The organism is Streptomyces sp. NPDC127038 (assembly GCF_042725875.1).
GTDB lineage: Bacteria > Actinomycetota > Actinomycetes > Streptomycetales > Streptomycetaceae > Streptomyces.
This window is the reverse complement of the sequence record NZ_JBHXDQ010000007.1, coordinates 60703-85878: the sequence shown is the minus strand read 5'-3', so window position 1 is coordinate 85878 and position 25176 is coordinate 60703. Positions and strand designations below refer to the sequence as shown.

24 protein-coding genes and 1 pseudogene are annotated in these 25176 nt (G+C 70.2%); 16 read left to right on the top strand and 9 right to left on the bottom strand.

From position 1 onward, the window contains the following. The first annotated feature begins 154 nt into the window (after nt 1-154). Nucleotides 155-2215 carry an ArnT family glycosyltransferase gene (locus tag ACFWI4_RS07760; RefSeq protein ID WP_387192050.1) on the top strand — a complete coding sequence of 687 codons (2061 nt, stop codon included), beginning with the start codon at nt 155-157 and terminating at the stop codon, nt 2213-2215. A gap of 169 nt (nt 2216-2384) precedes the next feature. Here ACFWI4_RS07760 and ACFWI4_RS07755 read toward each other — a convergent pair whose 3' ends face one another. Continuing rightward, nucleotides 2385-2834, bottom strand: a complete 450-nt coding sequence (locus ACFWI4_RS07755; protein ID WP_387192048.1) for an SRPBCC family protein — start codon at nt 2832-2834, stop codon at nt 2385-2387. A 302-nt stretch (nt 2835-3136) separates the two neighbouring features. Further along, a complete protein-coding gene (locus ACFWI4_RS07750) occupies nt 3137-4177 on the bottom strand; it encodes an NlpC/P60 family protein (RefSeq protein ID WP_387192046.1) in 1041 nt (346 codons plus the stop codon). A 1311-nt stretch (nt 4178-5488) separates the two neighbouring features. Here ACFWI4_RS07750 and ACFWI4_RS07745 point away from each other — a divergent pair. From ACFWI4_RS07745 to ACFWI4_RS07690, 12 genes are all read left to right on the top strand, one after another. Beyond that, complete coding sequence (locus ACFWI4_RS07745; protein WP_387192044.1) at nt 5489-5632, top strand: hypothetical protein; 144 nt, start codon at nt 5489-5491, stop codon at nt 5630-5632. Between the two features lie 12 nt (nt 5633-5644). Then, entirely contained in the window at nt 5645-6058 is a 414-nt protein-coding gene (locus ACFWI4_RS07740) for a DUF4279 domain-containing protein (RefSeq protein WP_387192042.1), read from the top strand. A gap of 387 nt (nt 6059-6445) precedes the next feature. Continuing rightward, on the top strand, nt 6446-6712 hold the full coding sequence (locus ACFWI4_RS07735) for a hypothetical protein (RefSeq protein ID WP_387192040.1): 267 nt from the start codon (nt 6446-6448) through the stop codon (nt 6710-6712). Nucleotides 6713-6803: 91 nt separating this feature from the next. Beyond that, the gene (gene fdh / locus ACFWI4_RS07730) at nt 6804-10049 is read left to right on the top strand and encodes a formate dehydrogenase (RefSeq protein ID WP_387192037.1); all 3246 of its coding nucleotides are present in this window, start codon (nt 6804-6806) and stop codon (nt 10047-10049) included. Further along, nucleotides 10046-10984 (top strand): 4Fe-4S dicluster domain-containing protein, encoded by a 939-nt coding sequence (locus tag ACFWI4_RS07725; protein ID WP_387192035.1) that lies wholly within the window; start codon nt 10046-10048, stop codon nt 10982-10984. Before fdh ends, ACFWI4_RS07725 begins: the two co-directional genes overlap by 4 nt. Further along, nucleotides 10981-11901, top strand: coding sequence for an NrfD/PsrC family molybdoenzyme membrane anchor subunit (gene nrfD / locus ACFWI4_RS07720; protein ID WP_387192033.1), 921 nt, complete (start codon nt 10981-10983; stop codon nt 11899-11901). The genes ACFWI4_RS07725 and nrfD overlap by 4 nt, the downstream gene beginning before the upstream one ends. Nucleotides 11902-11904: 3 nt before the next feature. After that, on the top strand, nt 11905-12246 hold the full coding sequence (locus ACFWI4_RS07715) for a hypothetical protein (protein WP_387192031.1): 342 nt from the start codon (nt 11905-11907) through the stop codon (nt 12244-12246). Nucleotides 12247-12335: 89 nt separating this feature from the next. Next, entirely contained in the window at nt 12336-13301 is a 966-nt protein-coding gene (locus ACFWI4_RS07710; protein ID WP_387192029.1) for an LLM class F420-dependent oxidoreductase, read from the top strand. Between the two features lie 19 nt (nt 13302-13320). Next, the gene (locus tag ACFWI4_RS07705) at nt 13321-14007 is read left to right on the top strand and encodes an HAD family hydrolase (protein WP_387192027.1); all 687 of its coding nucleotides are present in this window, start codon (nt 13321-13323) and stop codon (nt 14005-14007) included. A gap of 88 nt (nt 14008-14095) precedes the next feature. Next, nucleotides 14096-14539, top strand: a complete 444-nt coding sequence (locus tag ACFWI4_RS07700) for a phage holin family protein (protein WP_387192255.1) — start codon at nt 14096-14098, stop codon at nt 14537-14539. Next, nucleotides 14536-15039 (top strand): DUF3618 domain-containing protein, encoded by a 504-nt coding sequence (locus ACFWI4_RS07695; protein ID WP_387192025.1) that lies wholly within the window; start codon nt 14536-14538, stop codon nt 15037-15039. The genes ACFWI4_RS07700 and ACFWI4_RS07695 overlap by 4 nt, the downstream gene beginning before the upstream one ends. 257 nt (nt 15040-15296) lie before the next feature. After that, entirely contained in the window at nt 15297-16457 is a 1161-nt protein-coding gene (locus tag ACFWI4_RS07690) for a glutathione-independent formaldehyde dehydrogenase (RefSeq protein ID WP_387192023.1), read from the top strand. A gap of 203 nt (nt 16458-16660) precedes the next feature. On the opposite strand, the gene ACFWI4_RS07685 is transcribed toward ACFWI4_RS07690, so the two are convergent. The 4 genes and pseudogenes from ACFWI4_RS07685 to ACFWI4_RS07670 form a co-directional block, all read right to left on the bottom strand. After that, complete coding sequence (locus ACFWI4_RS07685) at nt 16661-17992, bottom strand: PP2C family protein-serine/threonine phosphatase (protein ID WP_387192021.1); 1332 nt, start codon at nt 17990-17992, stop codon at nt 16661-16663. Nucleotides 17993-18339: 347 nt separating this feature from the next. Further along, nucleotides 18340-18680 (bottom strand): annotated as a pseudogene (locus ACFWI4_RS07680) (glutathione-dependent formaldehyde dehydrogenase); the annotation flags it as partial. Then, nucleotides 18681-19439: an SDR family NAD(P)-dependent oxidoreductase gene (locus ACFWI4_RS07675; protein WP_387192019.1), complete on the bottom strand. Its 759-nt coding sequence runs from the start codon at nt 19437-19439 to the stop codon at nt 18681-18683. A gap of 45 nt (nt 19440-19484) precedes the next feature. After that, entirely contained in the window at nt 19485-19847 is a 363-nt protein-coding gene (locus ACFWI4_RS07670) for a DUF6479 family protein (RefSeq protein ID WP_387192017.1), read from the bottom strand. Nucleotides 19848-20210: 363 nt separating this feature from the next. On the opposite strand from ACFWI4_RS07670, the gene ACFWI4_RS07665 reads away from it, so the two are divergent. Then, nucleotides 20211-20438, top strand: a complete 228-nt coding sequence (locus ACFWI4_RS07665) for a DUF5133 domain-containing protein (protein WP_387192015.1) — start codon at nt 20211-20213, stop codon at nt 20436-20438. A 940-nt stretch (nt 20439-21378) separates the two neighbouring features. On the opposite strand, the gene ACFWI4_RS07660 is transcribed toward ACFWI4_RS07665, so the two are convergent. After that, nucleotides 21379-22026: a hypothetical protein gene (locus ACFWI4_RS07660; protein WP_387192253.1), complete on the bottom strand. Its 648-nt coding sequence runs from the start codon at nt 22024-22026 to the stop codon at nt 21379-21381. Here ACFWI4_RS07660 and ACFWI4_RS07655 point away from each other — a divergent pair. Beyond that, nucleotides 21967-22179 carry a hypothetical protein gene (locus ACFWI4_RS07655; protein ID WP_387192261.1) on the top strand — a complete coding sequence of 71 codons (213 nt, stop codon included), beginning with the start codon at nt 21967-21969 and terminating at the stop codon, nt 22177-22179. The two genes, ACFWI4_RS07660 and ACFWI4_RS07655, sit on opposite strands and share 60 nt — an antisense overlap. 778 nt (nt 22180-22957) lie before the next feature. On the opposite strand, the gene ACFWI4_RS07650 is transcribed toward ACFWI4_RS07655, so the two are convergent. Next, a complete protein-coding gene (locus tag ACFWI4_RS07650) occupies nt 22958-23383 on the bottom strand; it encodes a hypothetical protein (protein WP_387192013.1) in 426 nt (141 codons plus the stop codon). Nucleotides 23384-23532: 149 nt separating this feature from the next. Between ACFWI4_RS07650 and ACFWI4_RS07645 the strand changes: the two genes are divergently transcribed. Beyond that, nucleotides 23533-24030: a PRC-barrel domain-containing protein gene (locus ACFWI4_RS07645; protein WP_387192011.1), complete on the top strand. Its 498-nt coding sequence runs from the start codon at nt 23533-23535 to the stop codon at nt 24028-24030. Nucleotides 24031-24103: 73 nt separating this feature from the next. Here ACFWI4_RS07645 and ACFWI4_RS07640 read toward each other — a convergent pair whose 3' ends face one another. After that, the gene (locus tag ACFWI4_RS07640; protein WP_387192251.1) at nt 24104-24661 is read right to left on the bottom strand and encodes a TspO/MBR family protein; all 558 of its coding nucleotides are present in this window, start codon (nt 24659-24661) and stop codon (nt 24104-24106) included. Between the last annotated feature and the right edge of the window lie 515 nt (nt 24662-25176).

Genomic DNA, 25176 nt, shown 5'->3' with positions numbered 1-25176 from the left:
CCTCGCGACCAGGCATCCGACACCGATAGATCCGACCTTCAGGCCCACGCGGTCACCCGATTCTCACCCAAATGACAACTTTTTCGAAGCATCCGCATCGCCGCCGCAGGTATCTAGCACTTCGACAGCGCGTTGCACTCGGAAAGGTTCGTCCATGGCCGGCACCACCGCGGAAACCATCGCCTCGGCCCCGCCGACAGGCGTGCCGCTGTTCAGACGCGGCTCGGGGGCCGGACGGGGCGCGGTGAGCCGACCCGGCTGGGCGAGGGTCGCGTACTGGACGATCCTGTTGGCGGCGGTGGTGCTGTTCAGCTGGGACATTCAGAACAGCGGCTACCACGCGTTCTACGCGGAGACCGCGCGCAGCATGACATTGAGCTGGAAGGGCTTTCTCTTCGGCTCGTTCGACCCGGGCAACACGATCACCATCGACAAGCTGCCCGGCTTCCTGTGGCCGCAGGCCCTGTCCGCGCGGATCTTCGGCTTCCATCCTTGGGCGTTGACCCTGCCCCAGGTGATCGAGGGCGTGCTCGGCGTCGTCGTACTGCACCGCGTGGTGCGCCGCTGGGCGGGGGAGAGCGCGGCACTGCTCGCCGCGGGCGCCTTCGTGCTCACCCCGGCGATCGCCGGACTGTTCCGCACCCAGGTCGAGGACCCGCTGTTCACCCTGTGCCTGCTCCTCGCCGCGAACGCCGGCCTGCGGGCGGCCCGAGAGGGCCGGCTGCGCCCGCTGCTCGCGGCCGGGGCCTGGATCGGCCTCGGCTTCCAGGCCAAGATGCTGGAGGCCTGGGCGATCCTCCCGGCGTTCGGCCTGCTCTACGCCGTGTCGGCCCCCGTGACGCTGCGCCGGCGCCTCGCGCATCTCGCGGCCGCGGGCGCGACCTGCCTCGCGGTGTCGGCGTCCTGGGTGCTGCTGGTGACCCTGACCCCGGCGCAGAACCGGCCGTTCGTCGACGGTACGACGGACAACTCCGCGCTCAGCCAGGTCGTCGGCTACAACTTCCTCACCCGCTTCTCCAGCCTCGGCGTCAGCGCGAAGGCCACCGGAAGCGTCGCGGTGCAGAACATGGCCGGAACCGATCCGGTGCCTCACACCGGACAGACCCTCACCGAGTGGGCCAAGATGTTCGGGCCCTCGCTCAGCACCCAGATCGGCTGGCTCTATCCGATGGCCGCGCTCGCCGCCGTATGCGCACTGGTGTGGCTGCGCGGCCGACCGCGCACGGATCCGCTGCGGGCCGGCTTCCTGCTCTGGACGGCGTGGCTGGCCACCTACTTCCTGGTGTTCAGCGCCGGCGCGGTCGGTGCGCATACGTACTACATGGGCGTGGTGGGCGTTCCGATCGCCGCGCTGTTCGGCGGCGGAACGGTGCAGTTCTGGCGGGCCTGGCGGCGTGGCGACCGGGGTCGGCTCTGGGCGCTGCCGACGGCTGTCGGGTGCACGGTCGTGTGGTCGGCGCTCGTCGCCAACCAGTTCCCGGCGTTCCTGCCCTGGCTTGCGCCCACCGCGCTCGTCCTCGGCGTCGGCGCGCTCGCGCTGCTGATGCTCTCCCGCGTCCGTGCCGGGATGCCGGCCAGGGCAGCGGTGCTGGGCGTCGGGCTCGGTATCGCCGCGATGCTGCTGCCCTCCGCCGCCTGGGCCTCATCGGTCCTCACCACCCAGTACGGCCACTCAGGCATGGGAGCGGCAGGCCCCGTCTCTGTACGGCACGGCAGCCAGTTCCGCGACAGGGCCACCTGGTTCTCCTCACGGGGCAGGACGGCCCCGCTCCGCTCGCCGTTCACGGGCACCGGCGAGCAAGGGCTTACTCGCGAGGATCAGCGCCTGCTGGAGTACACCCGGGCACACCAGGGCCGCGCCACCTTCGTCTTCGCGACGACCAGCTGGCGCACCGCCTCTCCCTACATCCTCTACGCCGGCGCCAAGGTCCTCCCCATGGGCGGCTTCACCGGTGCCGTCCCGACCCCCACCGCCGCCGGCTTCCGCCAACTGATAGCCACCGGGAAGGTGCGCTTCGTGGTCCTGGGCGGCGCCGCCACCGACTCCGGGACCGTCAACGCCGCCTGGGTACGCGGCCATTGTGCCGGGGTACCCAGCCAGACGTTCCATCTTTACGACTGCTCGAAGCCGCCCGCCCCGCACAAGGAACCGGCACGGCACCACCGTCACACGGGGAGGAAGCACCGGGCCAGGACGCCGAAGTCCCGTACGTGAGTGCTGCCGTTGACGCCCTATGCCAGGAGAACCTCCTGGGTCCGTCGTGCTGGGCTCGATCCGGTGGGCACACCGAGGCGCCTGACCGATCCAGGCCGTGTACGAGACTTCGGGTGATCCGCCGCGATGCTCGGCGGGCCCTGGCTGAACGCCCGCTGCGGCGCAGGCATCACTGAGCCGGCCTGGACTCCTCGGCGTAGCGGGCCAGCCCTTCCGCCATGCCCTGCATGAACTTCTGGAGGTAGCGCGGTAGGAACCAGCCCAACAGCCAGCTCGTCTCGTACTCGCCGTGCCAGTGGATGACCGTGCCTGAGCCCGCTGTCGGCTTCAGCTCGATGCGCGCGTGATAGTTGTGCATCGACGAGTTGAACGCGTCTTCGTAGCCTAAGAGGCGTCGCTCGACCTTCTCGGTCAGGCGTTCCCCGGTCACGGTGCGTCCCGTGCGGAAAGCCCGGACGGCACCGACGCCGTCGTCGCCGCCGGGGTCGAGGCCGACCGACCGTGTCGTGTCCAGACTGTCCACCTTGGACCACAGCGGCCAGCTTGCGGCGTCGACCAACAGCTTCCAGACGACGTCCGGCGAGGCGCTGGTGGTGACTGCGACATCGTAGGTGTGCATGGTGGAGGGCTCCTTCGCGTGGATGCGGGCTGTGTCCCCGATCGAAGGGACCCGGCGGACGAGGTAGCGGTCGGCCGGGCACATGTTGATCGGGGAGGGCGAGGGCCGCCCCCAACTTCCCTTGCAATCAAGGACTTCACGCTACAGGGGAGGGACATCCACCACGCGAGCGGCGATCGTTCCCAGACCGTCATGGCCGGGTGAGCCGGGCAGTTGAGGCCTGCCGGCGATGTGGCGGTGGTGTGCCACGACCGGCGTGGCAGTCGTCGAGACCGCGTCGCCACCCCGGCCCGAGGCACGGATCAGATCCGGACGCCGAACTGGAAGGGCATGTTGGCCATCGACTCGAAGCGGACGAACGCGCCGGAGTGCGGGGCGTGCAGCACCCGGCCGTCCCCCGCGTAGAGACCGACGTGGTGCTGGTCGCCGTAGAAGATGACCAGGTCGCCGATCTTGAGGTCGCTCTGCGAGTAGATGCGGGTGCCCGCGTTGGCCTGGGCCTGGGAGGTCCGGGGTATCGTCACGTCGGCCTGGGCGTAGGCCCAGGATGTCAGGCCCGAGCAGTCGAACGAGCTCGGACCTGCGTGGGTGTACACGTACGGGGCGCCGATGACGCTCTCGGCGGCGGCGAACGCGGCGGCGGCACGGCCCGAGGCGGCCTTGCCGGTGCCGGTGCCGAGGTCGACGCGCTTGCTGGCGCGGGTCGCCCGTTCCTGGTCCTGCGAGACGAGTGCCGCCTTCTCCTGCGCGGTCAGCGAGTTCAGGAGCTTCTGCGCGGAGCCCAACTTGCTCTGGACCTCCTGCTTCTTCTTGGCGAGATCGGCCCGGGTGTCGGCGAGGTCCTTGAGCTTCGAGGAGGCCTCGGCACGCTGCTGGGCGAGTGAACGCTGCTTCGCCTGGACCTTCTTGAGCATCTCGACCTGATGGGCACTCAGCTGGTCCATGGCCGAGGCCTTGTCGAGGAAGTCGTCCGGGTTGGAGGAGAGGAAGAGCGCCACGGACGGGTCGATGCCACCGGTGCGGTACTGGGCGCTGGCCATCGAACCCAGGCCCTCACGGAGCTGGTTGAGCTCGTCCTGGCCGCGGGCGACGTTGTCCTGAAGGGAGTTGATCTCCTTCTGGAGCTTCTGCTGCTTCTCCTTGGCGCCGTCGAGCTTCTCGGTCGCCTGCTCAGCCTCTTCGTAGAGCTTGTCGACCTTGGACTTGACCTCGTCCTTGTTGGGCTTCTCGGACGGGGCCGCGTTGGCGGCGTTGGCGCTGAGCACAACGGCGGCAGCGGCGGCTGTGGAGAACACAGTCACACGGGTGCGGCTCGGCTGCTTGGGTCGACGGTGGGACGCCACGAAAGCGAGCTCCTTTTCCTTCCGGCCGCCTGCCGAAAACGCCGACGGACGGTGATCCTTCACCGCCACCCCCAACGAGTGAACAACCGAGCGAAGGTTCGGATGGATGGGGACTGTAGTGACTTAATCTTCATCAGAGCAAGTGGCTCTGTAACGAACCGCGTTGAGTGACCGAGAAGAACTGCGGATCTCTTCGGAGTTTTGCGTCTCTCGTGGGACACGCGTCCACCGATGTTCCTGCCAGGGTGAGTCCAGGTCCTTCAAAACGGAGCTGACCCAGCGGGAACCTTCGGCCGGTTGCCGGACACATATGGAGCATGGAGCTGAACAACGCTGGTCCCGCTGCGCTGGTCGGAGGGGTGTCTGATCAGGAACTTTGCGCGAGGTCCGTCGACGGCGACCGGGAGGTGTACCCGCGACAGGGCCCTGCCGTGGCTGCCAGGCATCGCCAACCGTCCGCTGTCGAACACCCGGCGGCGGCTGACGCGGGCCGAGGCGCTGTAGCACCGGCTCGTCTCCCACGGCGAGCCGGTGCAACGCGCGTCAAAGGGCGACGAGGGAAGTGGTCAGGATTCCCCGCCCACGTTGGTCAGAATTCGCCTGTGGGGCGCCGGTCATTCGACTGAGTTACTTCGACTCCATCATCGAGTCCGCCGGGAAGGGGCAGATCGCCATCGGCTACTGAGAAGAATGGAAAACAATAACCAACGGTCGTGGCAGGTGGCGTTTTCGTCTACGCGGCGCCTCTCTCCACGGAAAATCCCGGCCCGCGCTATAGGGGACCGGGCCATACGGCCATGCTTGAAACGCATCCGGCGGGGATATCCACCAGAAGAAGGACCCGCATTTCACCGAAAAGCAGTGAGCACTCGTGATGTCTGCGTCGGCTTTCACCGGCGTCTGAGGACTGCGGAAACGGGTTCGCGTCCCGTCGGCTGTCCTGCGATCGTGAGGACGTGCCCGAGGATCTGAGTCCCCCGTCGCCGGCCAGGGTGACGCCGGTGAAGTCCTCGTCGTCGGGCGTGTAGATGGTGCCCTCCGCCGGCCGCGGGCCGGGAATCCCTGCATCCGGGGCGCTGTCCTTCGGCCCGATCTTCTCGGCGAGGCGGGAGAAGCCGAAGTCCGGCGAGAAGCTGGGAGGACAAAGCCTCCCTGATCATTCTCGCTGCCGAAACCCCGAGATCTCGCCGACAGTGACCGTGCGGCTCGTGAGCGGAGCCGGCCGCGCTCACCGCAACCGACCACCGCCCCTTCTGGGTCGAGAGCTGGGACCGGTGGACGGACGAGGGCGACCTCAACTCCGTTGATGTGATGCGGACTCCGAACGGCATCGCGGTGCGCATCGACAAGGTCGCGCGCTGGAAGGAGCCGCAGAGCGCCCACAACCTGACCGACGGCGAGGGCAGAGTCGTCCTCGTGAGCAAAGACGGGGAAGTTCTTGGTTTCGACGAATGACAGGTACCGGCCGTGAGCGCTTTCCGGATGTACCTGAGGGTGGTCAGCGAAGCCCTTCAGCCGCACGAGATCTCCGCGCGGCTGGGATGCGAAGCGGACGAAGCCACCGCGATCGGCAGCCGCAGGTGCCCCCAGTCCGCACCCCGCAAGCACGCGACCTGGATTCGCCACGTGCGGGCCCCGGGCGAGTCCGGGCCACCGGAGGATCTCGAACCCGTGGTCCTGGCCTGGGGAGCGGAGTTCGCCGCGGCGCTGGGGCGCCTGGCCGACTCGAAGGAAGCCGACGTCTCCCTCGTGGTCGTCCAAGAGATCACCGCCCCGGAGGACCCGCAGCAGAAGGGCATTTTCCTGCGCGCGGCCCTGCTGGCCTGGCTGGCCCGGGCCGGCGCGTTGCTGGACATCGATCAGTACGTGTATCTCGGCTGAACCGATCGCCGGGGGCAGAAGCCGGCTCCCGCCGGGCCGTGCCGGCAGCCGACGACCTGTGCCGGGCCGCGGTGGAACACCCGGGTGATACGGGATCTGATGCTGCCGGTGGCCAAGAGCAGGGAGTGCGCGGTGCGTGAGCCCGGCTCCTCCAGTGCCCTGCGAGGCGGCGGGCATGCGCCGCGCGGGGGCGTGTCCTGTGGGAACCGGTGGCGGGTGGTGCCGGTGCGGGATCGCCGGCCCCGGGCCGGAGGCGGGGCTGTCCGGGGATCACTTGCATCATCACGAACGAGAGGGGTACTTGCGGGTCACGCCATACCCGCGCGAGGAAATGAGGACGTCGTGAGCGAGCCCCGCCCGCAAGGCCCCGGGACCGGTGAAGGACCGATGCCGAAGCCCGTGCCGAGGGATCTTCCCGATCAGCAGGCCGGGCCCGACGAGGACCCCCTGGACGTCGTGGGCGTTCCCGGACAGCCGACCGAGAGCGGTCGGACCGGGGCGGAGGGCCGTGGCACGGAAGGCGGAGCCGAGGAATCGGAAGAGCCCGGCACCGATGTCCCCGACACGGACGAGGCGGGCACCGGCCGCAGGGGCGCCCCGCACTCCGGCAGCTCCCGCCCCGAGCACCCTGTGCCGGACGAGCCGTCCGGCTGACACCCTCGCGTGCCGCGAGCACCCGGGCGGGCGACGCGGGGCGCGAGGCCCGCGACCGCCGACCGGATCAGGCCGCCGGAAAGGAGTCACCATGGGTGTGCGCACGTGGATCGGCGAGTGGCCCGTCTACCGTCAGCTCACCGGCACCGACCCGCTGGGCCGTGGCAGCGCCGCCGAGTCCCCCCGCACGAAGCGGCTGAGGCCGCGCACCGACACCGCCGAGCGGGTGGTGCAGTCGGTGTGCCCGTACTGCGCGGTCGGCTGCGGCCAGCAGATCTACGTCAAGGTCGGCGAGGTCGTCCAGATCGAGGGCGACCCGGCCTCGCCGATCAGCCGGGGCCGCCTGTGCCCCAAGGGTTCGGCGACCCTCCAGCTCACCACCGGCTCCGCGCGCCTGCACGAGGTGCTGTACCGGCGCCCGTACGCCACCGACTGGGAACCGCTCGACCTGGAGACGGCCATGGACATGGTCGCCGACCGGGTGGTGGAGACCCGGCGCCGCACCTGGGAGTGGGAGAGGGACGGGCTGCGCACCGCCCGCACGATGGGCATCGCGAGCCTCGGCGGCGCGACCCTCGACAACGAGGAGAACTACCTGATCAAGAAGTTGTTCACCGGGCTCGGCGTCGTCCAGGTGGAGAACCAGGCGCGGGTGTGCCACAGCTCCACGGTCGCCGGACTCGGCACGTCCTTTGGCCGTGGCGGCGCCACCACCTTCATGCAGGACCTCCAGTTCGCGGACTGCATCGTCATCCAGGGGTCGAACTTCGCCGAGGCGCATCCGGTCGGGTTCCAGTGGGTCATGGAGGCCAAACGGCGGGGTGCCCGCGTCATCCACGTCGATCCGCGTTTCACCCGTACCAGCGCCCTTGCGGATCTGCACGTGCCGATCCGCGCGGGCAGTGACATCGCCTTCCTCGGCGCCGTGATCAACCACGTGCTCAGCGAGGAGAAGGACTTCCGGGAGTACGTCCTCGCGTACACCAACGCCGCCTCGATCGTCGACGAGGACTTCCGGGACACCGAGGACCTCGACGGCGTCTTCTCGGGCCTCGACGAGGACGGCCGGCACTACGACCCGCGCAGCTGGCAGTACGAGGGCGTGCGGGTCCAGGCACCGGCCGGTGACGTCGACGAGCAGTACGAGCAGAAGACCCGGGGCTCGGGTCACTCCGAGTCCCACGGCTCGGGCGGCCCCCGCACCAGCGCCCGGCCGCCCCGCGACGACACGCTGACAAACCCGCGCTGCGTCTACCAGATCCTCAGGCGCCACTACGCCCGCTACACCCCCGAGCTCGTCGAGGAGACCTGCGGCATCCCGCGCGCCACCTTCCTGCGCGTCTGCGAGGCGCTCACCGCGAACTCCGGCAGGGAGCGCACCAGCGCCTTCGTGTACGCGGTCGGCTGGACCCAGCACTCCACCGGCTCCCAGTACATCCGCGCCGCCTGCGTGCTCCAGCTCCTCCTCGGCAACATCGGCCGGCCGGGCGGCGGCATCCAGGCGCTGCGCGGCCACGCCTCCATCCAGGGTTCCAGCGACATCCCGACCCTCTACAACCTGCTGCCCGGCTATCTGCCGATGCCCCACGCGCACGCCCACGAGGACCTGGACACGTTCGTCGAGGCGAGCCGCACCGACAAGGGCTTCTGGGGCGACATGCGGGCGTACGTCGTCAGCCTGCTCAAGGCGTACTACGGCGACGCCGCCACCTCCGACAACGACTTCTGCTTCGACCACCTGCCGCGGCTCACCGGCTCCCACGCCACCTACGACACCGTCATGGCCCAGCTCGACGGCACCTGCGAGGGCTACTTCCTCATGGGCGAGAACCCCGCCGTCGGCTCCGCCAACACACGGCTGCAACGGCTCGGCATGGCCAACCTGAAGTGGCTGGTGGTCCGGGACTTCTCCCTCATCGAGTCCGCGACCTGGTGGCAGGACGGCCCCGAGACCGAGACCGGGGAACTGTGCACCGAGGACATCGGCACCGAGGTGTTCTTCTTCCCGGCCGCCGCCCACACCGAGAAGTCCGGCTCGTTCACCAACACCAACCGGTGGCTCCAGTGGCACCACGCGGCAGTGGAACCACAGGGAGACGCCCGCAGCGACCTGTGGTTCACCTACCACCTGGGCCGGCGGATCAAGGAGCGGCTGGCCGGCTCGGCCGATCCCATGGACCGGCCCTTCCAGGACCTGGCCTGGGACTATCCGGTCGACGGGCCGCTGCGCGAGCCGGTCGCCGCCCACGTCCTGGCCGAGATCAACGGACACGGCCCGGACGGCGCGCCGCTGTCCGCCTACACGGAGCTGAGGGACGACGGCTCCACCCGCTGCGGCTGCTGGATCTACTGCGGCGTCTACGCCGACGGGATCAACCACGCGGCCCGCCGCACACCCCACACCGAACAGGACCACGTGGCCGCCGACTGGGCCTGGGCGTGGCCCGCCAACCGGCGCATCCTCTACAACCGCGCCTCCGCCGCACCGGACGGCACCCCGTGGAGCGACCGCAAGGCGTACGTGTGGTGGGACGAGGAAGCCGGGAGGTGGACCGGGCGCGACGTCCCCGACTTCATTCCGGACCGTGCACCCGGCTACATTCCGCCCGAAGACGCGACCGGTCCCGACGCGCTGCGCGGCGACGACCCGTTCATCATGCAGGCCGACGGCAAGGGCTGGCTGTACGCGCCCGCCGGCCTGGAGGACGGCCCGCTGCCCACCCATTACGAGCCGCAGGACTCGCCGTTCCCCAACGCCCTCTACCCGTCGACCGCGCGCTCCCCGGTACGGCAGCTCCTGCCGCGTGAGGGCAACCGCTACCACCCCAGCGGCGACGAGCCGGGCGCGGACGTCTACCCGTACATCGTCACCACGCACCGTCTCACCGAGCACTTCACCGCGGGCGGTATGAGCCGCTGGTCACCCTTTCTCTCCGAACTCCAGCCCGAGTTCTTCTGCGAGCTGTCCCCGCAGCTCGCCGCCGAGCGCGGTCTGGAGCACGGCGGCTGGGCGACGATCATCACCGCGCGCAACGCCGTGGAGGCGCGGGTCATGGTCACCGAGAGGATCGTCCCCCTGATCGTGCACGGGCGGACCGTCCACCAGATCGGTCTGCCCTTCCACTGGGGACCCAACGGGATCTCGACGGGGGACGCGGCCAACGAACTGATGGCCATCGCGCTCGACCCCAACGCCCACATCCAGGAGGACAAGGCCCTGACGGCCGACATCCGCCCCGGCCGCCGACCCCGCGGGCCCGACCTGCCGAAGCTGGTGGCGGAGTACCGCCGCCGCGCGGGAATCACCGGGACGACAGGGACGGAGACCCGGAAATGACGGACCGGAACCTGCTGAGCGGACCCGAACCGGAACCGGCCCGGGACGCTGGTCACCCCGAACCCCCCGAGCGAGTCGGCTTCTTCACCGACACCTCGGTCTGTATCGGCTGCAAGGCCTGCGAAGTGGCCTGCAAGGAGTGGAACGCCGTCCCGGAGGACGGCATGGCGCTGAGCGGGATGAGCTACGACAACACCCAGGGCCTCGGCGCCTCCACCTGGCGCCATGTCGCCTTCATCGAGCAGCGGGTGCCCGCGCCCGAGGGCCGCACCGAACTGCCCCTCGCCGGGAACACACAGCCGGATCCCGTGACGCCCCCGGAGGCGGCATCCGAAGACGCTGCGACGCCGGGCGAGCTGCGCTGGCTCATGTCGTCGGACGTCTGCAAGCACTGCACGCACGCGGCCTGTCTCGACGTGTGCCCCACCGGCTCGCTGTTCCGCACCGAGTTCGGCACGGTCGTCGTCCAGGAGGACATCTGCAACGGCTGCGGCTACTGCGTGCCCGCCTGCCCGTACGGGGTGATCGAGCAACGCCCGGACGACGGCAGGGCGTTCAAGTGCACCCTGTGCTACGACCGCCTTGGCGTGGGGCAGGAACCGGCCTGTGCCAAGGCCTGCCCCACCGAGTCCATCCAGTTCGGCCCCCTGGACGAACTGCGGGAACGGGCCGCCCTGCGTGTGGACCAGTTGCACGAACAGGGCGTCGAGGAAGCCCACTTGTACGGGCACGATCCCGAGGACGGGGTCGGCGGCGACGGCGCCTTCTTCCTTCTCCTCGACAAGCCCGAGGTCTACGGACTGCCGCCCGACCCGGTGGTGACCACCCGCGATCTGCCCGCCATGTGGAAACACGCGGGGACCGCCGCGCTGTCCCTCGCGGGGGGCATGGCCCTGGCCTTCGCCCTGGCGGGCCGGAAAAGGGGAACGCGATGACCAGGACCCGCAAGCGGCGCGGCGAGCAACTCATGGTGCCGCGAGCCGAGTTCACCTCCTACTACGGCCGTCCGATCATCCACGCCCCGTCCTGGGCGGCGCGTGACATCGCCGGCTACTTCTTCCTCGGCGGCCTCGCCGGAGCGGGCTCGGTGTTCGCGGCCGGGGCCCAGCTCAGCGGCCGCCCTCGAACCGCCACCGCGATGAAGGTCTCCTCCCTGGCCGCCGTGTCGCTGTCCGCCGCCGCGCTGGTCCACGACCTCGGCCGGCCCGGCCGGTTCGTCAACATGCTGCGGGTCTTCAAGCCGACGTCCCCCATGAGCATGGGGTCCTGGCTGCTGAGTGTGTACGGTCCCGCGGCCGGGGCCGCCGCGTTCACCGCCGTCACCGGCCGGTTGCCCCGCGCGGGCGCCGCCGCGACAGCGGGTGCGGCGCTGCTCGGGCCCGCGCTCGCGTCGTACACCGCTGTCCTGGCCGCCGACACCGCCGTACCCGCCTGGCACGGTGCCCATAGGGAACTCCCCTATCTCTTCACGGCGTCGGCGACGGCCGCCGCCTCGGGCATGGCACTGGTCGTGGCACCGCCGCACGAGAACACCCCCGCGCGCATCGCGGCGGTTCTCGCGGCGGCGGGAGAGAACGCTGCGGCCGTGGCGGCCGGGCGGCGCCTGGGCATGGTGGCCGAGACCTGGCGCGAAGGCCGTGCGGGCACGCTCCTGCGGGCCGCCCGCGTGCTGACCCTGGCGGGCGCCGCGACCGCGGCGCTGGCCGGCGGACGCCACAGGCCCGCCGCCGTGCTGGGCGGTCTCGCCCTGCTCGGCGGGTCGGTCTGCACCCGTTTCGGGGTCTTCGCGGCGGGGATCGCCTCCGCCGACGACCCCAAGTACACCGTCGTACCCCAGCGGAAAGGAGAGTGACCTGTGGTCACCGTGTCCCTCACCGGAACGTCCAGGAAGGACGCCGCCACCGTCTTCGGCATGCTGCGAACGGCATTCCCCACCGACCTGCACGTGGGCGTGCCCGAGGATCCGCCGGGATCCCGTCCCGCGGTGTGGACGGCTGAGTTCGCGCCCGCCGACGACCGCATCCCGACCGGCCCGGCCCCGCTGGATGGCCAGGTCAGCGCAACGCTTCAGGGCGGCTGCCTCGCCGTGGACCTCCTGCGCGAGGCACTGGACGCCGCGTTCGCCGTGCAGGAGCGGGGCACCGCGCCGGGAGACCAGGAGAAGGAGGTCGACCTGCGGCTCGGAGCCAAACGGTAACCGGGCGGAAGACGGCGGGGCGCGCCCGTGCACCGCCCCGGCCACGCGGGATCCGTCCCGGAACCCGCCCCGCGGAGGAGGAGAGCGACATGGTCCGGATCGGGTACACGATGATGACCGAGCAGGCAGGCCCGCGCGAACTCGTCGAGCAGGTGGTTCGCGCCGAGCACGCCGGCTTCGACTTCTCCGTCACCTCCGACCACTACTTCCCCTGGCTCGAGTCCCAGGGACACGCGCCCTACGCGTGGAGCGTGCTCGGCGCGGCGGCACAGGCCACGGAACGCATCCCGCTGATGACGTACGTGACGTGCCCGACGACCCGCTACCACCCGGCGGTCGTTGCCCAGAAAGCCGCCACTGTGCAGCTCCTCTCCGAGGGGCGCTTCCGCCTGGGGCTCGGCTCCGGCGAGAACCTCAACGAGCATGTGGTGGGCGGCGGATGGCCGGCTGCACACGTGCGCCTCGACATGCTGGAGGAAGCCGTGGAGATCATCCGGTCCCTCTTCGACGGAGGCAACGTCAACCACCACGGCGTCCACTTCGACGTGGAGAACGCCCGGCTCTTCGATCTGCCGGACACTCCGCCGCCGATCGGCCTCGCCGTCTCGGGGGAGCACTCGTGCGAGATCGCCGGTCGTCTCGCCGACCTCCTGATCGCCACGGAACCCGAACCGGAACTGATCTCCGCATTCGACCGGCACGGCGGAGCGGGCAAGCCCAAGGTCGGCCAGCTGCCCGTCAGTTACGACACCGACCGGGACACGGCGATCGCACGGGCCCACGACCAGTTCCGCTGGTTCGGCGGCGGCTGGCCGGTCAACTCCGAACTGCCGGGCCCCGACGCGTTCGCGAGCGCCACCCGGTTCGTACGCCCCGAGGACGTGGCCGACTCCATTCCCTGTGGCGACGACGTCGACAACGTGGTCGAGGCCGTACGGCCGTTCGTCGACGCGGGATTCACCGAGGTCGCGCTGGTCCAGATCGGCGGCGACCACCAGCAGCCCTTCACGGACTGGGCCGGGCGGAAGCTCCTTCCCGCCCTCCGCGAACTGTGACACTGCGAGGACACCCGCGATGACCACGAAACGAGCCGCGATCTTCGACGTCGACGGAACCCTGGTCGACACCAACCACCTGCACGTCGTCACCTGGTGGGAGGCGTTCCGACAGGCCGGACACCGTGTCCCCATGCGTGAGGTGCACCGGGCCGTCGGCCTCGGCGGCGGCGACCTCATCGAGCACCTGCTCGGCAAGGACCGTGATCCCGACGGCGACGCACAACTCCAGGCCGCCCACCACACCCTCTACGCCACCTTCTTCGACCGGCTGCCGGCCATGGAGGGGGCGGGCGAGCTGCTGCGCGCGCTGGCGGGGCGGGGCTGGGAGATCGTCCTGGCGACCTCGGCGGGCGGTGCCGAACTCTCCGCTCTGCGGCGTGCCATCGACGCCGACGACGTCATCCTCGGGGCGGCCGGCGCGGACGATGTGCGCCAGGGCAAGCCCGCCCCTGATCCGGTCGCGCGGGCCAGGGATCTCGCCGGCGTTCCGAGCGGACGAGCGGTGTTCGTCGGCGACACCGTCTGGGACATGCGGGCCGGCATGCGGGACGGGGTGACGTGTGTGGCCGTGCTGTCCGGCGGCATCCCGCGGGCCGACCTGGAGGCGGCGGGCGCCACCGCCGTCCACCGGGACACGGCCGACCTGCTCGACCACCTCGGCACCAGCGTCTTCGCCGATCTCGAAGGACACGCACGGCCCTGAACCCCCGTCCTGGGGGTACCCGGTCACCGAGCGATTGCCGGAGCACACCGATGTGCCCCGGCCCGAGCAGGACTACGGGCAGGAGGTGATGATCGTGTCGGACGTACGGACACGGCCCGACGGATCAGCCGAGCGGAACCGGGCGACCGGGTCCGATCCGGTGGGTGAGCTGGTCCAGCGCGCCTCGCAGCAGCTCACCGAACTGGTGCGAGGCGAACTCCGGCTGGCGCAGGCGGAGATGAAGGAGAAGGGCAGGCACTACGGGAAGAGCGGGGGCCTGTTCGGCGGCGCGGGAGTGGTCGGCTTCCTGATGCTCCAGGCACTCGTGGCCACCGTGATCGCCGCGCTGGCCGTGCCGCTTCCGGTGTGGGCCGCGGCTCTGATCGTCACCGCGGTGCTGGGAGTCGTCGCCGCGGGCATGGCGCTCATGGCGAAGCGGCAGGCCGGCAGCGCGGCACCGCCGAGGCCGGAGCGGGCGATCGAGAACGTGAAGGCGGATGTCGTCGAGATCCGGAGGAGTGCCCACCGATGAGCGCACCGTCAGACGACCGGCACACGCCCACGACTCCGGGCGAGCTGCGTGGAGAGGTCGAGCGAACCCGCGCCGAGCTGGGAGCGACCGTTCAGGCGCTCGTCGACAAGACCGACGTCAAAACCCGCGCCAAGGACAAGGGCGCCGAGGTCAAGGAGAGGACCGTGGAGGTCACCGAGCAGGCCAGGGAGAAGACCGCGGCGGTGGCCGAGCAGGCCGTCGCCAGGGCGGAGGAGCTGGGGGCGACGGCGGCCAGGGCCGCGCACGCGGTCCAGGACAAGGTTCCCGGCCCGGTCAGGGACGGGGCCGCCCAAGCCGTGGGCCAGGTACGGAGCAAGGCCGCGCAGGCCGGCGATATGTGGCAGGAGAAGGCACCGGAACCGCTGCGTCGGCAGACGGCCCAGGGCGCACGCCTGGCACGCGAGAACCGCACGCTGGTCCTGGCCGCCGCCGGGACCGCGGTGATCATCTGGCTGGCGGCCCGCCACCGCAAGGGCTGAATGAGCGCGGCGCGGATCCGTCGGCAGCCGCCGCCCCCGAGGAAGTCCCCGGCCGTCACGGCTCGGGGACTTCCGCCTTCCCCGAGGTCTCCCTCGGCACGACGAAGTCCCGTTTGGTGCATTTGTCTGCGGGGACCCGGTCCAGAGGAACGAAGCGGACGCGCGCACATGGATGCGCGTGCCGGACGGCAGCGACCGGAGTCACCGTGCACGGCGGCGCGTCAGCGCGGCGGGCGTGGCGCGGCGAAGGAGAGATCATGAAGGCAGCGGTATACGAAGGCCCGCGCGACGTCAGCGTCAAGGACGTCCCGGACGCCCGGATCGAGCACCCCTGCGACATCCTGGTGCAGATCACCACGACGAACATCTGCGGTTCCGACCTGCACATGTACGAGGGGCGCACCTCGTTCGAACCGGGCCGCACCCTCGGCCACGAGAACCTGGGACAGGTGGTCGAGGTCGGCTCCGTCGTCACCAAGGTCCAGGTGGGTGACTACGTGGTGCTTCCGTTCAACATCGCCTGCGGCTTCTGCAAGCAATGCGAACGGGGGCTCACGAACTACTGCCTGACGATGCAGCCGGAACCCTCCCTCGCCGGGGCGGCCTACGGGTTCGCCGGGATGGGCCCCTACCAGGGCGGCCAGGCGGAGCTGTTGCGCGTACCGTACGGAGACTTCAACGCGCTGAGGCTCGGCGAGGACGCCGCCGAGCGCCAACTGGACTATGTGATGCTGGCGGACATCTTCCCGACCGGCTACCACGCCACCGAGATGGCCGGGGTGCGGCCGGGCGACCAGACGCTCGTGATGGGCGCCGGTCCGGTCGGCCTGATGGCCGCCTACTCCGCGATCCTCAAGGGGGCCGGCCGGGTCTGGGTGGCCGATCACCACAAGGACCGGCTGGGGCTCGCCGAGGAGATCGGCGCGGTGGCGATCGACACGCGCGAGGCGGACCCGGCCGAGGTGGTGAAGGAGGCGACCCTGGGCCTGGGGGCGGACAACGGATGCGAGTGCGTCGGCTACCAGGCCCACGACGCCGACGGTCATGAGGACGCCGCCCTCACGGTCAATCAGCTGATCGACGCCGTACGCTTCACCGGCGGCATCGGCGTGGTGGGCGTCTATCTGCCCGAGGACCCCGGCGGCGAGGACGCGCAGGGCGAGCTGGAGGCCCACGGCAAACTGCCCCTGGACTACGGCCTGATGTGGTTCAAGGGCCAGACGATGGGCACAGGCCAGGCTCCGGTCAAGCGGTACAACCGCGCGCTGCGGGACCTGATCGCGGGTGGCAGGGCGAAGCCGGGCTTCCTCGTGTCCCATGAACTCGGCCTGGACGAGGCGCCCTCCGCGTACGAGCACTTCGACCGCCGTGACGACGGATGGACCAAGGTCGTCCTCCACCCCGACGGCCACCGCTGAAGGCGAGTCCGAGACGGCGGGCAAGGCGTCCCCGCGCGACCCCAAGCCGGCGTCCCAGCGAGGTGGTGAGCAGTCCGACTCCGGCGCCCAGAATCCCCACCAGGGACCAGCCGTACGAGGAGGCCAGGAAGCGCGGTGCCCGCGGGCGCTCGTCGCTGAGCAGGCAGCAACGGAAGAATGCATCGGGCCGGTGCCGCTGCCGCTCACCGCAAGGCGGGTAGGCCCGCGCCGGCGCCCTGCCGGCAGCCACGATCGGAGGGAAGCGGGACCTCCGAAGGAAGCGGTACACCGGCCTGCGGTGCGACGACCTTGATGGTCCGGGGCTGGGCGCCGAACCATTCGCACAGCAGGATGGTGGCGTCGTCCTGAAGGTGCTGGTCGTGATGCTGGAGCAGGGCGCGGATGAGACGGCGAAGGGTCTCTGGGACGGGCAGGCCGTCGCTGTGGTGGCGGACGAGGAAGTCGATGAAGTGCGCGAGGCCGAACTCATTGCCTCCGATGCGGGCTTCGGTGATGCCGTCGGTGTAGAGGACGAGACGGTCGCCGGGTTCGAGCTGCTCGTTGCAGACCACGGTGGGCAGGTCCAGGTCGGTGCCCATGGGGTGGGACGGCGGGCACTTCAGGAGTGTGGACCAGCGTCCGCCGCGGATCACGATCGGCGGATGATGGCCGTGGTTGACCCAGGTCAGGATGCCGCTCCTGGTGTCCAGATCGGCGAGGATCCCGGTCACGTACCGGCTGTGGCCGAACTGCTCCATCAGAACCTGCTCGATGCGGTCCCCGAGCTGGTCCAGGGGAGTGCCTTGACGGCGGTGGTTGCGGCAGGCGGCCACGGCGAGGTTGGCGGTGAGTCCGGCGGAGGTGTCGTGTCCCATGGCGTCGAAGACGGAGAAGTGGATGGTGTCTCCGGCGACGGCGTAGTCGTAGGCGTCGCCCCCGACCTCGTAGGCCGGTTCCAGGGCGGCACCGATGATGACCCGGTCGTCGGCGTAGGTGCGCGGCGGCATCAGTGTCCACTGCATCTCGGCCGCGACGTTCATCGCCTTGACACGGGTCAGACGGGCGTGGGAGTCGCTGGTGTCGCGGCTGCTGACGACCAGCATGGCCACCACCGACGCCAGCGTCAGCATGTCCTCGTGCAGACCGTCACCGTCACCGTCCTGGGCGTTGGTCACGCGCAGGACGCCCAGGCGCTCGGTGCCGTCCAGGAGGGGTACCCACCAGGTCTGGTACGCGTCATCGCCGCCGGCCGCGGCCACGATCTGCCCGTACTGGTAGGCGCGCCCGGCGACGGTGCCCTCGACCGGCATCTCCGCCTGAGCGTCCCCGGTCCACTGCGCGGCGTCCGGCCCCTCGCCGGTGAGCAGGCGCAGAACGTCACGCTGAAGGTCGCCGAGGTAGACGCGCACGTCGTCGAAGCCGGCCGCAGAAGCCTCCTCGGCCACCCGCGACGGCAACTGCTCGAAGGACATCACGTGGCTGCCTGCCAGCAGGCTCCTCAGCATCTGCAGCATTCCGTCGTCGCGTCGTGTCATCAGAGGCCTCTCTTCCGCCACATCCGTCCCCTGCCGGGAGGAAGCCGTGGCCGGCCGTCGGATCCGTCCGAGTACCCATTCCTGGGACGGTGCTTCGCCGACGCCGCCGAGGAGATCCGGGATGTTCCGCCGGGCACCGCCGACCGCACCCGAAAAGGGTGAGGGTCCTCGCCGGGGACCTACCGGTCCCCACCGTTGTGCCTTCAGATCTCGGTGTGGGCGTCGAGGCCTTCGACATCGCGCCGGACCCCGGCCCCCTCGTCGTCCACCAGCCCTGCCCGGTGCGGCAGTTCACGTACACGGGCACAGTGCTCGCACAACCTCGTGCCGCGCTCGGACGGGAACGTGACGCCATGTGCACAGGCGCGGGTGAGCCGGTCGGCGACCGGGTCGATCCAGATGACCAGACCGGCTCCGCGATGCTGGGCGATCCGCGCCGCCATGTCACCGATCGGGCCGAGCCCGAGGACGGTCACCGTGGAGCAGTCGGGGAGGCCGGCGTACTCGACCGCCTGCCAGGCCGTCGGCAGGACGTCGGGCAGATGTACGAAGCGGTCGTCCGGGACCTCGATGGGCAGCTTGTTGCAGAAGGGGACCCGTAGCAGTTCGGCCTGGCGCCCGGGACCTGGCCGTGGAGCTTGGCACACCCGAAGAGCGAGGCACCGGTGCCGCGTTCACGCACCTGTGTTCAGCGCATGAGAGCTCCTTCTGTCGCAGGGTTCGCCCCCCGGCCAGGTTCAGGCGCTGGTCGGCGGGCCCGGGATCTGCTGGTTGTAGCGGCGCGCGGCCCGGTCGTCGAGGCCGCTGCCCAGCCTGCGTACCTTCTCCGTCCAGGTGGAGGCGGATCCGAGCCGGTGCGCATCAGGCCGGGATGTACGGTCGTGACGCTGAGGTTGTCTCCGGCCGTCTCGGCCCGCAGGCCCTCGCCCAGCGTTCCCAGGGCGGCCTTGGCGCACGAGTACGGCAGTAGATGCGGTACGGCGAGCAGCCCGCCGACCGAGCCGATGAGACACAGCCGGCCCCCGGCCTCGCTCGCGCGCAGCGAGGGGAGTGCCGCCATGGCGGTGTTCACGGCACCGCCGAAGATGGTGTCCATGGCGTCCTCGAAAGCTCCTGCGCGGAGCGACGCCACGGGGGCCACCTGGATGACACCGGCGTTCGCGACGACGATGTCCAGCCCGCCGTGCCGGTCGTCCGCCTGCTGGACCACCGATGCCACGGCCTGCCGGTCACGGACGTCACACACGGCGGTGGAGAACTTCTTGCCGGTCCTTTCCTCGGCCCACGCGGCTCCGCGCCGCAGTTCGTCCGCGTCGCGGGCCGCCATCGTGACCAGGCAGCCGCGCTGGGCCAGGCGTGCGGACAGCAGCAGCCCCAGGCTCCTGGATCCGCCCGTGACCAGGGCCGAGAGGCCCGTCAGTTCCGACCGGCGTGGAGTCGACGTCACTTTCACCACCTCACTGTCGGGGGAGGCCGTCAGGGAGATCCGGCATCAACCGGAACCGCCGCTGCCGGACGACCCGTTCGGCCCGGACCCCCAGCGCGGCCGCTCCTGTCGGTCACTGCGCCTGCTGCCGGAACCGCCGAGCTGGTGCGGCGTGAGGCGCTCGCCCTCGTTCGCGGCGCGGGGCACCTCGTTGGGCTCCCTCATCTCCGAGGTCTCGTGCGCGGGCCCCGATTGCGGAAGCCTGGGCTGCTCATGCGCCTTGGGCGGGCCCGGCTCGCGACGACGTGCCCGGATGCCCAGCCCCACGGCCCACACCAGGGCTCCCACGATGACGAGGCCGCCCAGCAGGGCGCCCAGCGTTCCGGCCGCTGCGTGCGAGAGCGCGATGCTCCAGTGTTCGTGGTTCATGCCGGCCGAGTACCCACGCTCGTGAAACGCAGACTGTGGATCCTCCGGCGGTGTTCCTGCGGATCGCCGGACTCGACCAGATTTTCTCCGTCGTCCAAGGGGAGTCAGCGGCCCCGGAGTCGGGCGGAGACGCTGAACACCCGGCCGGATTCCTTGCCCGGCCCCGTCCGGCGCGCCCGCACCCGGGTACCCGCCCGCAAGCGTGCCCCCATCCGCCGGGAAAGGACCCCAAGAGCTCGAACCGAGAACGCCTGCCGGATGCCGGCCAGGACCTCCAAGCACTCGTGTGGGAATACCAGCCGGGGCGTGGGGCACAGGAGCCGGTGCAAGCCTTGGTGATGACGGCGATCAGGGAGACTCAGGATGCTCATGGCACACCCGGCGGTATTGAGGCGTCTGATCGAGCAGTACGACACGTTGCGGATCCTGCACGCGGAGAAGGGCGGCCCCGAGGTGCGCCGCCGTATGGACGACGTCGCCTACACGCTGTGCGTGTCCACCGGCACCCGTGACGTCGATACGGCCCTCATCGCCGCCCGCCACCAGCTGCCCGGCGCGCGCCCGCAAGACGACTCCCTCATCACGCTCTGACTGTTCTTCGCGTTCGGGCTGCCATGTGTGCGAGTGTTCCGATCCCCACGCGGCCAATCCCAGCCCTGAGCCGTTGAGGCGGCCGGCCGCGAGGGCGGGTCGGCCCTGTGCCGCAGCCGCCGGCGTCCGCATTTCCGCGCGCCGCCGCGGCACCGAGGACTGGGTCGGTGAGGTGTCCGGGCTGGGGGACTGCGCAACGGAACGGTGACCCTGTGCCGGAGCACGCCCGGTCTGTGGCCGGACGGAGTGCAGCACAGTGAACCGGCTGCATTGGCAACCGATATCGCCACGTGGCGGTCCATGTTCCGGCGCACCGTGTCGCTGGACGCACTCGAATACCTTCACCAGCGCCGGCCGGCTTCGCTACGCCCACGCGGGCCCATGGCTGGGGCCCCGGTTTCCAGCGTTCCAGTCGTCCGCGCCGCGGGCACGGCAGAGATCCGCAGCGTTCCGTGCCGGGAAACCGCGGCCTGAGTGGCGCCGGCAGACGGGCCGGCCCGGGGCCGAGAGAAGCGCGGTGCCCCGCCGTGCCCGGGCCGGCCGATGCCCTTGTGGGGCGTACCCGGACTGTGGGGGCCTGCGAACCGTGCCCAACGATGACCGCGGGCCCGTACCGATCGCCCACAGGCCTGAAGCACGACTGATGCGCCTTCCTCTGGTCCGGCCACTGCCTGAGCGAGGACCGGGGGTCTGGAACGTATGGCGGTGTCGTGGGACGATGGATGGACAAGAGACCGACCGGCGACTCCGGCCAGTGGGTGCTGGTCTTTGAGTTGCTGGACGTTGCCCCCTTCACGGGCTTTCAGCACCTCGCCATCGTCGGCTCGCCCCCTTCCCGGTTCCGGGGTGCTTCGCCTTTGGGCTCACCACCCCGGAAGGGGGGAATGCCCGCCATGCGTATTACCGCGACGATCGACGGAGCTTCTGCCCGGATCACTCCTCACGGCCCGATCGAGTACGACACGCTGCCCGCGCTGCGCGCGGCAGCCGCAGATCTTCCTCCAGAGGTAACCGAGGTCATCTGGGACCTGTCCGACACCGAGTTCATGGATGTCGCAGGCCTGCACCTGCTCCTCGACCCCTCCACCCGACCCTGCCGCCGGACGACGGTGACAGGCCTGACCGCGCAACCCGAACGGCTCCTGCGGCTGACCGCCGAGCTGTACCCCGACCTGGACATGACCGCCGTCCTCGCCGACACGCGCACCACCGCGGTCGACGGGGAGAGCCCGCATCGAGCTCCCGCGTCTCTCTCCTTGCTGGCAAGGGAGTCGGGGTACGCCGACGCGTCGGCCGCCCGCGTGAGGGAGGCTGTTCCGCTGAGCGTGTGCGAGCGTGGCGGGCCGCAGCAGTCTCCGGCTGAAGGTCGTGATCGTTCCCTGCGGGGTGCGTTCGAGCTGGAGCCTGTCGATGAGGAGTCCGGCCAAGGCCAGGCCCCGTCCGCGGTACGGGTCGGAGCCCAGGGTTCTTTCCACTGCCCGTGGTCGGTCACCGTCACGACGGCGGTGCCATCCTCGCCGAGCAAGACGTGCAGCACGAGGCCGTGTACGTGACGGCCCGCGCCGGGGCAGTCATAGGCGTGGTCCACCACGTTGGTGACGAGTTCACCGACCGCCTGCTGCAACGCGGCTCAACGATCCGGTCGGCCGTGGACGCGGGACTGTTCTGCGGCATCGCCCGGTCCAAGGCCGCGTCGGCAGTGAAACGGGCCCAGCTGGCGCGCGGCCCTGCTCGGGTGTGACGCCGGGGCGTTCGATGAGACCGTCGCCGTAGGTGAGCAGGGTTGCGGCTGGGGGGGGGAGCTGGTGCGCTCGCTGTAGCGGGCGCCAGTGGCCAACGGGCCTTCACCGACTCCAGCAGCCCCTCGTCCGAGTGGAGTTGCATGCGTCACGCCGTGCTGGAATCGGGGATCCCGCTGGCGTCGACGCGGTCGAAGAGCGGGATCACCCCTTCTAGTACGGCTTCCGGGGAGAGCCTGGCGGCAGGCTGGCCCAGCATCTCCTCGCGGGCAGGGTGGTCCGGTAGGCGCTGTTGATCGCCACGATTCATCTCTGAAACCCCTGTCAGCGGATGGCGATACGCCGTCTCTCGGGCTGCTGACAACCTTGCTCGGCACCACATGATCCAGTGCGGCCGAGCAGTGCTGCCAGGCTTGTCGGGACCCCCACCACATGTGTGAACAGGTGGACGAGGGCTACTTCAGTACCGAGAGGTTGAGCAGACAGCCTCTCCGGCTTCCCCGGAGTGAACCCTGCTGCGGGGAGGCGGCACTGCGCTCCGACGGCGCCCTCGCTGCGGCTTTCCGCCCGTGCTGTATACGCGGCCTTAGGGATCTGGAGTGTCCGGCTCGGCTGGGTGAGGGCGTACAGGAGCGGCAAGCGGCAGAGGGGTGCTGGTCGGGAAGTGGTGCGGCGGCCCGGCATCAGAGGGTGAGTCGGCGCCGGGCCCCGACGCCAGCCTGCATCAGGGAGAACGCCGGCGCCACGCGGATGGACCACAGAGGGGCCGGAAGCGGACTCTCAGGGCTTCGGGCCCTCGACCGGCGCACCGTTTCGAGAACGTGGATATCCCGCGCGCCGAACCACGCAAGAACGCGTCGTCAGGAACAACACGATGCACCCGCCTTCCCGCCGCCGGACGAGTGGGTTCTCGCCGGTGGCGGCTGCCACGGGCGAGTCGCTGTCCTGGCGGCAGACGGCTGAGGCTGCGCTCGCGGGGGAACTGACCAACCTCCACAGGACGAGAACGGCGACGCGGTCGAGGAGGACGAGCGCCAGCGAGAGGATCCGGAAGGTGGATGTCTGCCGGGTGAGTCGCTTGGGGTTGATCGCGATGAGCGGCACCAGCAGGAGCAGCTCCAGAGCGGGCAGCACGTAGCGCGGCACGACCAGGAGCTGCTGCGGCAGGCCCACGTACAGGGCGACGGCGATGAGAGTCGCAACCACTGTGTGTGACCCGGCGTTCTGTGATCGCCTACCCTCCGGCCGCTGTCCGCTGAGGTGCGTCGGCGGTGGGCGACGTCTGCTGCCGATGAAGACGTTTCAGCGCCTTCTGGTGGGTTACGCGGAATGGGCCCCGGGGGCAGGAGGTCAGGATGATCACCCAAGCACAGATTGCCGACGTGCTGGACCATCCGGTGTACGACGTCGACGGCAGCAAGATCGGCGAGACCAGGCATCTCTTCTTCGACGACGCCACCGGCGAGCCCGAGTGGGTCAGCGTCAGGACCGGGCTCTCGGGCACCGGTGAGTCCTTCGTGCCCCTGCGCGAGGCCACGGTGGTCGAGGACCGTCTCGAGGTTCCGTACGCCAAGGGCACCGTCCAGGACGCCCCCTCTGTCGATGTCGATGCCGGGGGCTTCCTCGCGCTGGACGAGGAGCACCGGCTCTACGAGTACTACGACATCGCGTGGGACGACGAAGACCCAGGCTGGCAGCGGGTCGTCGACCGGCCCGAGCGGGGCTGGAGAAGGTCCCGTCGTCGGTCACGGACCGTTGCGGATGCCGACGAGCACGAGCCCGGGCGCGCCGACGTGAAAGGCCCGGCGACAAGGCGGCCGCGACTGCGCTCGTACACGACTTCCGAAGCATGACGACAGGGACGCCTTCGTATTCCCAGGTGCGAGCCAACCGTCGGGAGAGGCCGCCGGTCTGACCGAGGTACGGCTACGGGGCGCGCACCACACAGCGCACCGCGGCGATCGACGCACCCGAATGCCGGTGTAAGGCGGGGTTGCGTTTGACGATGGCCGCATTCAAGGCGGTGGCGAATCCGCACCAGCCTGCGTAGGGAAGCAGAGCCCAGGCTCCCGCCCGGTCGACATCTGCCGTACGACGGATGAGAACGAGATTGCTCAGGTCGATCAAGAGCGTGCCGACAAGACCGGCCTTTGGGCTCTGAGCGCGGAAGAACAGCCAGTTCCATGCGGTGTTGAGAGCGAGGTTCGCTCCCAAGGCGGCCGCCGGCGCACGGCGGCGCCTGCCCGTCGCCTGGTGCAGAGCATGCCCGCCCGCCCAGGCGATCGAGGCGTACAAGGGCGGCCACACGGCGCCGAACGCCCGCGGGGGAGGCTGGAAGGCCGGCTTGGCCAGGCGTCGGTACCAGGTGCTGTCCGGGTCCACGGCCGCGGCTCCGGCCACCGCGGCCGCGGAAACCGCCGCCGCAGTGACCACGTACGGCACCAGACTGTGAGAGGGAACCCGCTTCTCACTCAGAATCCGCATCACGTACTGAGTCCTTGCTCTTGTCCAGTCGAGCCCGTCGGCTCCGACGCTCGATCAAGCAGGGCCGGGGCCGCCGCCCACTCGATGCCGCCGACGCTGTCAGCCTTTGGAGCTCCCCTCATTGTCGACACGAGGTGGCTCCGGGGCGTCGTCATCATCAGCCGCGATGTCGCTCGGCCGCGGCGGGCCGGTCCTCCGAGCGACGGGCGGTGTCGGTCCGATGATCGTCTGCGCCTGGCGAGAACCCGGCTGCGTGCTCGGTCGAGAGCCGCGTGCGTGAGGTGTCCCGGTGCCCTCTTCTTCTTCGGAATCCGTCATGAGTCTCGGGGTTCCCGGACCAGCCACTTCGTAACGCAAGCCGGCGCTCGTCATCTCGGGTCACCGGCTATGACCGGGCGAGGTCGATGACTGTCATGACCTTCCGGCCTTGTGCCCCCGCCGCGGCGAGTCGTCCACGGCAGCCGGGAGGAACCGGTGCGCGGAGGCCCACGCGGGGGGAGGTGGCATTTCACGCG

Coding starts and splice junctions, on each gene's coding strand:
- ACFWI4_RS07735 (WP_387192040.1), top strand. CDS start 6,446: ATGCCGAAGCCCGTGCCGAGGGATCTTCCCGATCAGCAGGCCGGGCCC.
- ACFWI4_RS07690 (WP_387192023.1), top strand. CDS start 15,297: ATGAAGGCAGCGGTATACGAAGGCCCGCGCGACGTCAGCGTCAAGGAC.
- ACFWI4_RS07640 (WP_387192251.1), bottom strand. CDS start 24,661: ATGCGGATTCTGAGTGAGAAGCGGGTTCCCTCTCACAGTCTGGTGCCG.
- ACFWI4_RS07685 (WP_387192021.1), bottom strand. CDS start 17,992: ATGACACGACGCGACGACGGAATGCTGCAGATGCTGAGGAGCCTGCTG.
- ACFWI4_RS07670 (WP_387192017.1), bottom strand. CDS start 19,847: ATGAACCACGAACACTGGAGCATCGCGCTCTCGCACGCAGCGGCCGGA.
- ACFWI4_RS07700 (WP_387192255.1), top strand. CDS start 14,096: ATGATCGTGTCGGACGTACGGACACGGCCCGACGGATCAGCCGAGCGG.
- ACFWI4_RS07745 (WP_387192044.1), top strand. CDS start 5,489: ATGCGGACTCCGAACGGCATCGCGGTGCGCATCGACAAGGTCGCGCGC.
- nrfD (WP_387192033.1), top strand. CDS start 10,981: ATGACCAGGACCCGCAAGCGGCGCGGCGAGCAACTCATGGTGCCGCGA.
- ACFWI4_RS07760 (WP_387192050.1), top strand. CDS start 155: ATGGCCGGCACCACCGCGGAAACCATCGCCTCGGCCCCGCCGACAGGC.
- ACFWI4_RS07755 (WP_387192048.1), bottom strand. CDS start 2,834: ATGCACACCTACGATGTCGCAGTCACCACCAGCGCCTCGCCGGACGTC.
- ACFWI4_RS07710 (WP_387192029.1), top strand. CDS start 12,336: ATGGTCCGGATCGGGTACACGATGATGACCGAGCAGGCAGGCCCGCGC.
- ACFWI4_RS07645 (WP_387192011.1), top strand. CDS start 23,533: ATGATCACCCAAGCACAGATTGCCGACGTGCTGGACCATCCGGTGTAC.
- ACFWI4_RS07705 (WP_387192027.1), top strand. CDS start 13,321: ATGACCACGAAACGAGCCGCGATCTTCGACGTCGACGGAACCCTGGTC.
- ACFWI4_RS07725 (WP_387192035.1), top strand. CDS start 10,046: ATGACGGACCGGAACCTGCTGAGCGGACCCGAACCGGAACCGGCCCGG.
- fdh (WP_387192037.1), top strand. CDS start 6,804: ATGGGTGTGCGCACGTGGATCGGCGAGTGGCCCGTCTACCGTCAGCTC.
- ACFWI4_RS07695 (WP_387192025.1), top strand. CDS start 14,536: ATGAGCGCACCGTCAGACGACCGGCACACGCCCACGACTCCGGGCGAG.
- ACFWI4_RS07665 (WP_387192015.1), top strand. CDS start 20,211: ATGCTCATGGCACACCCGGCGGTATTGAGGCGTCTGATCGAGCAGTAC.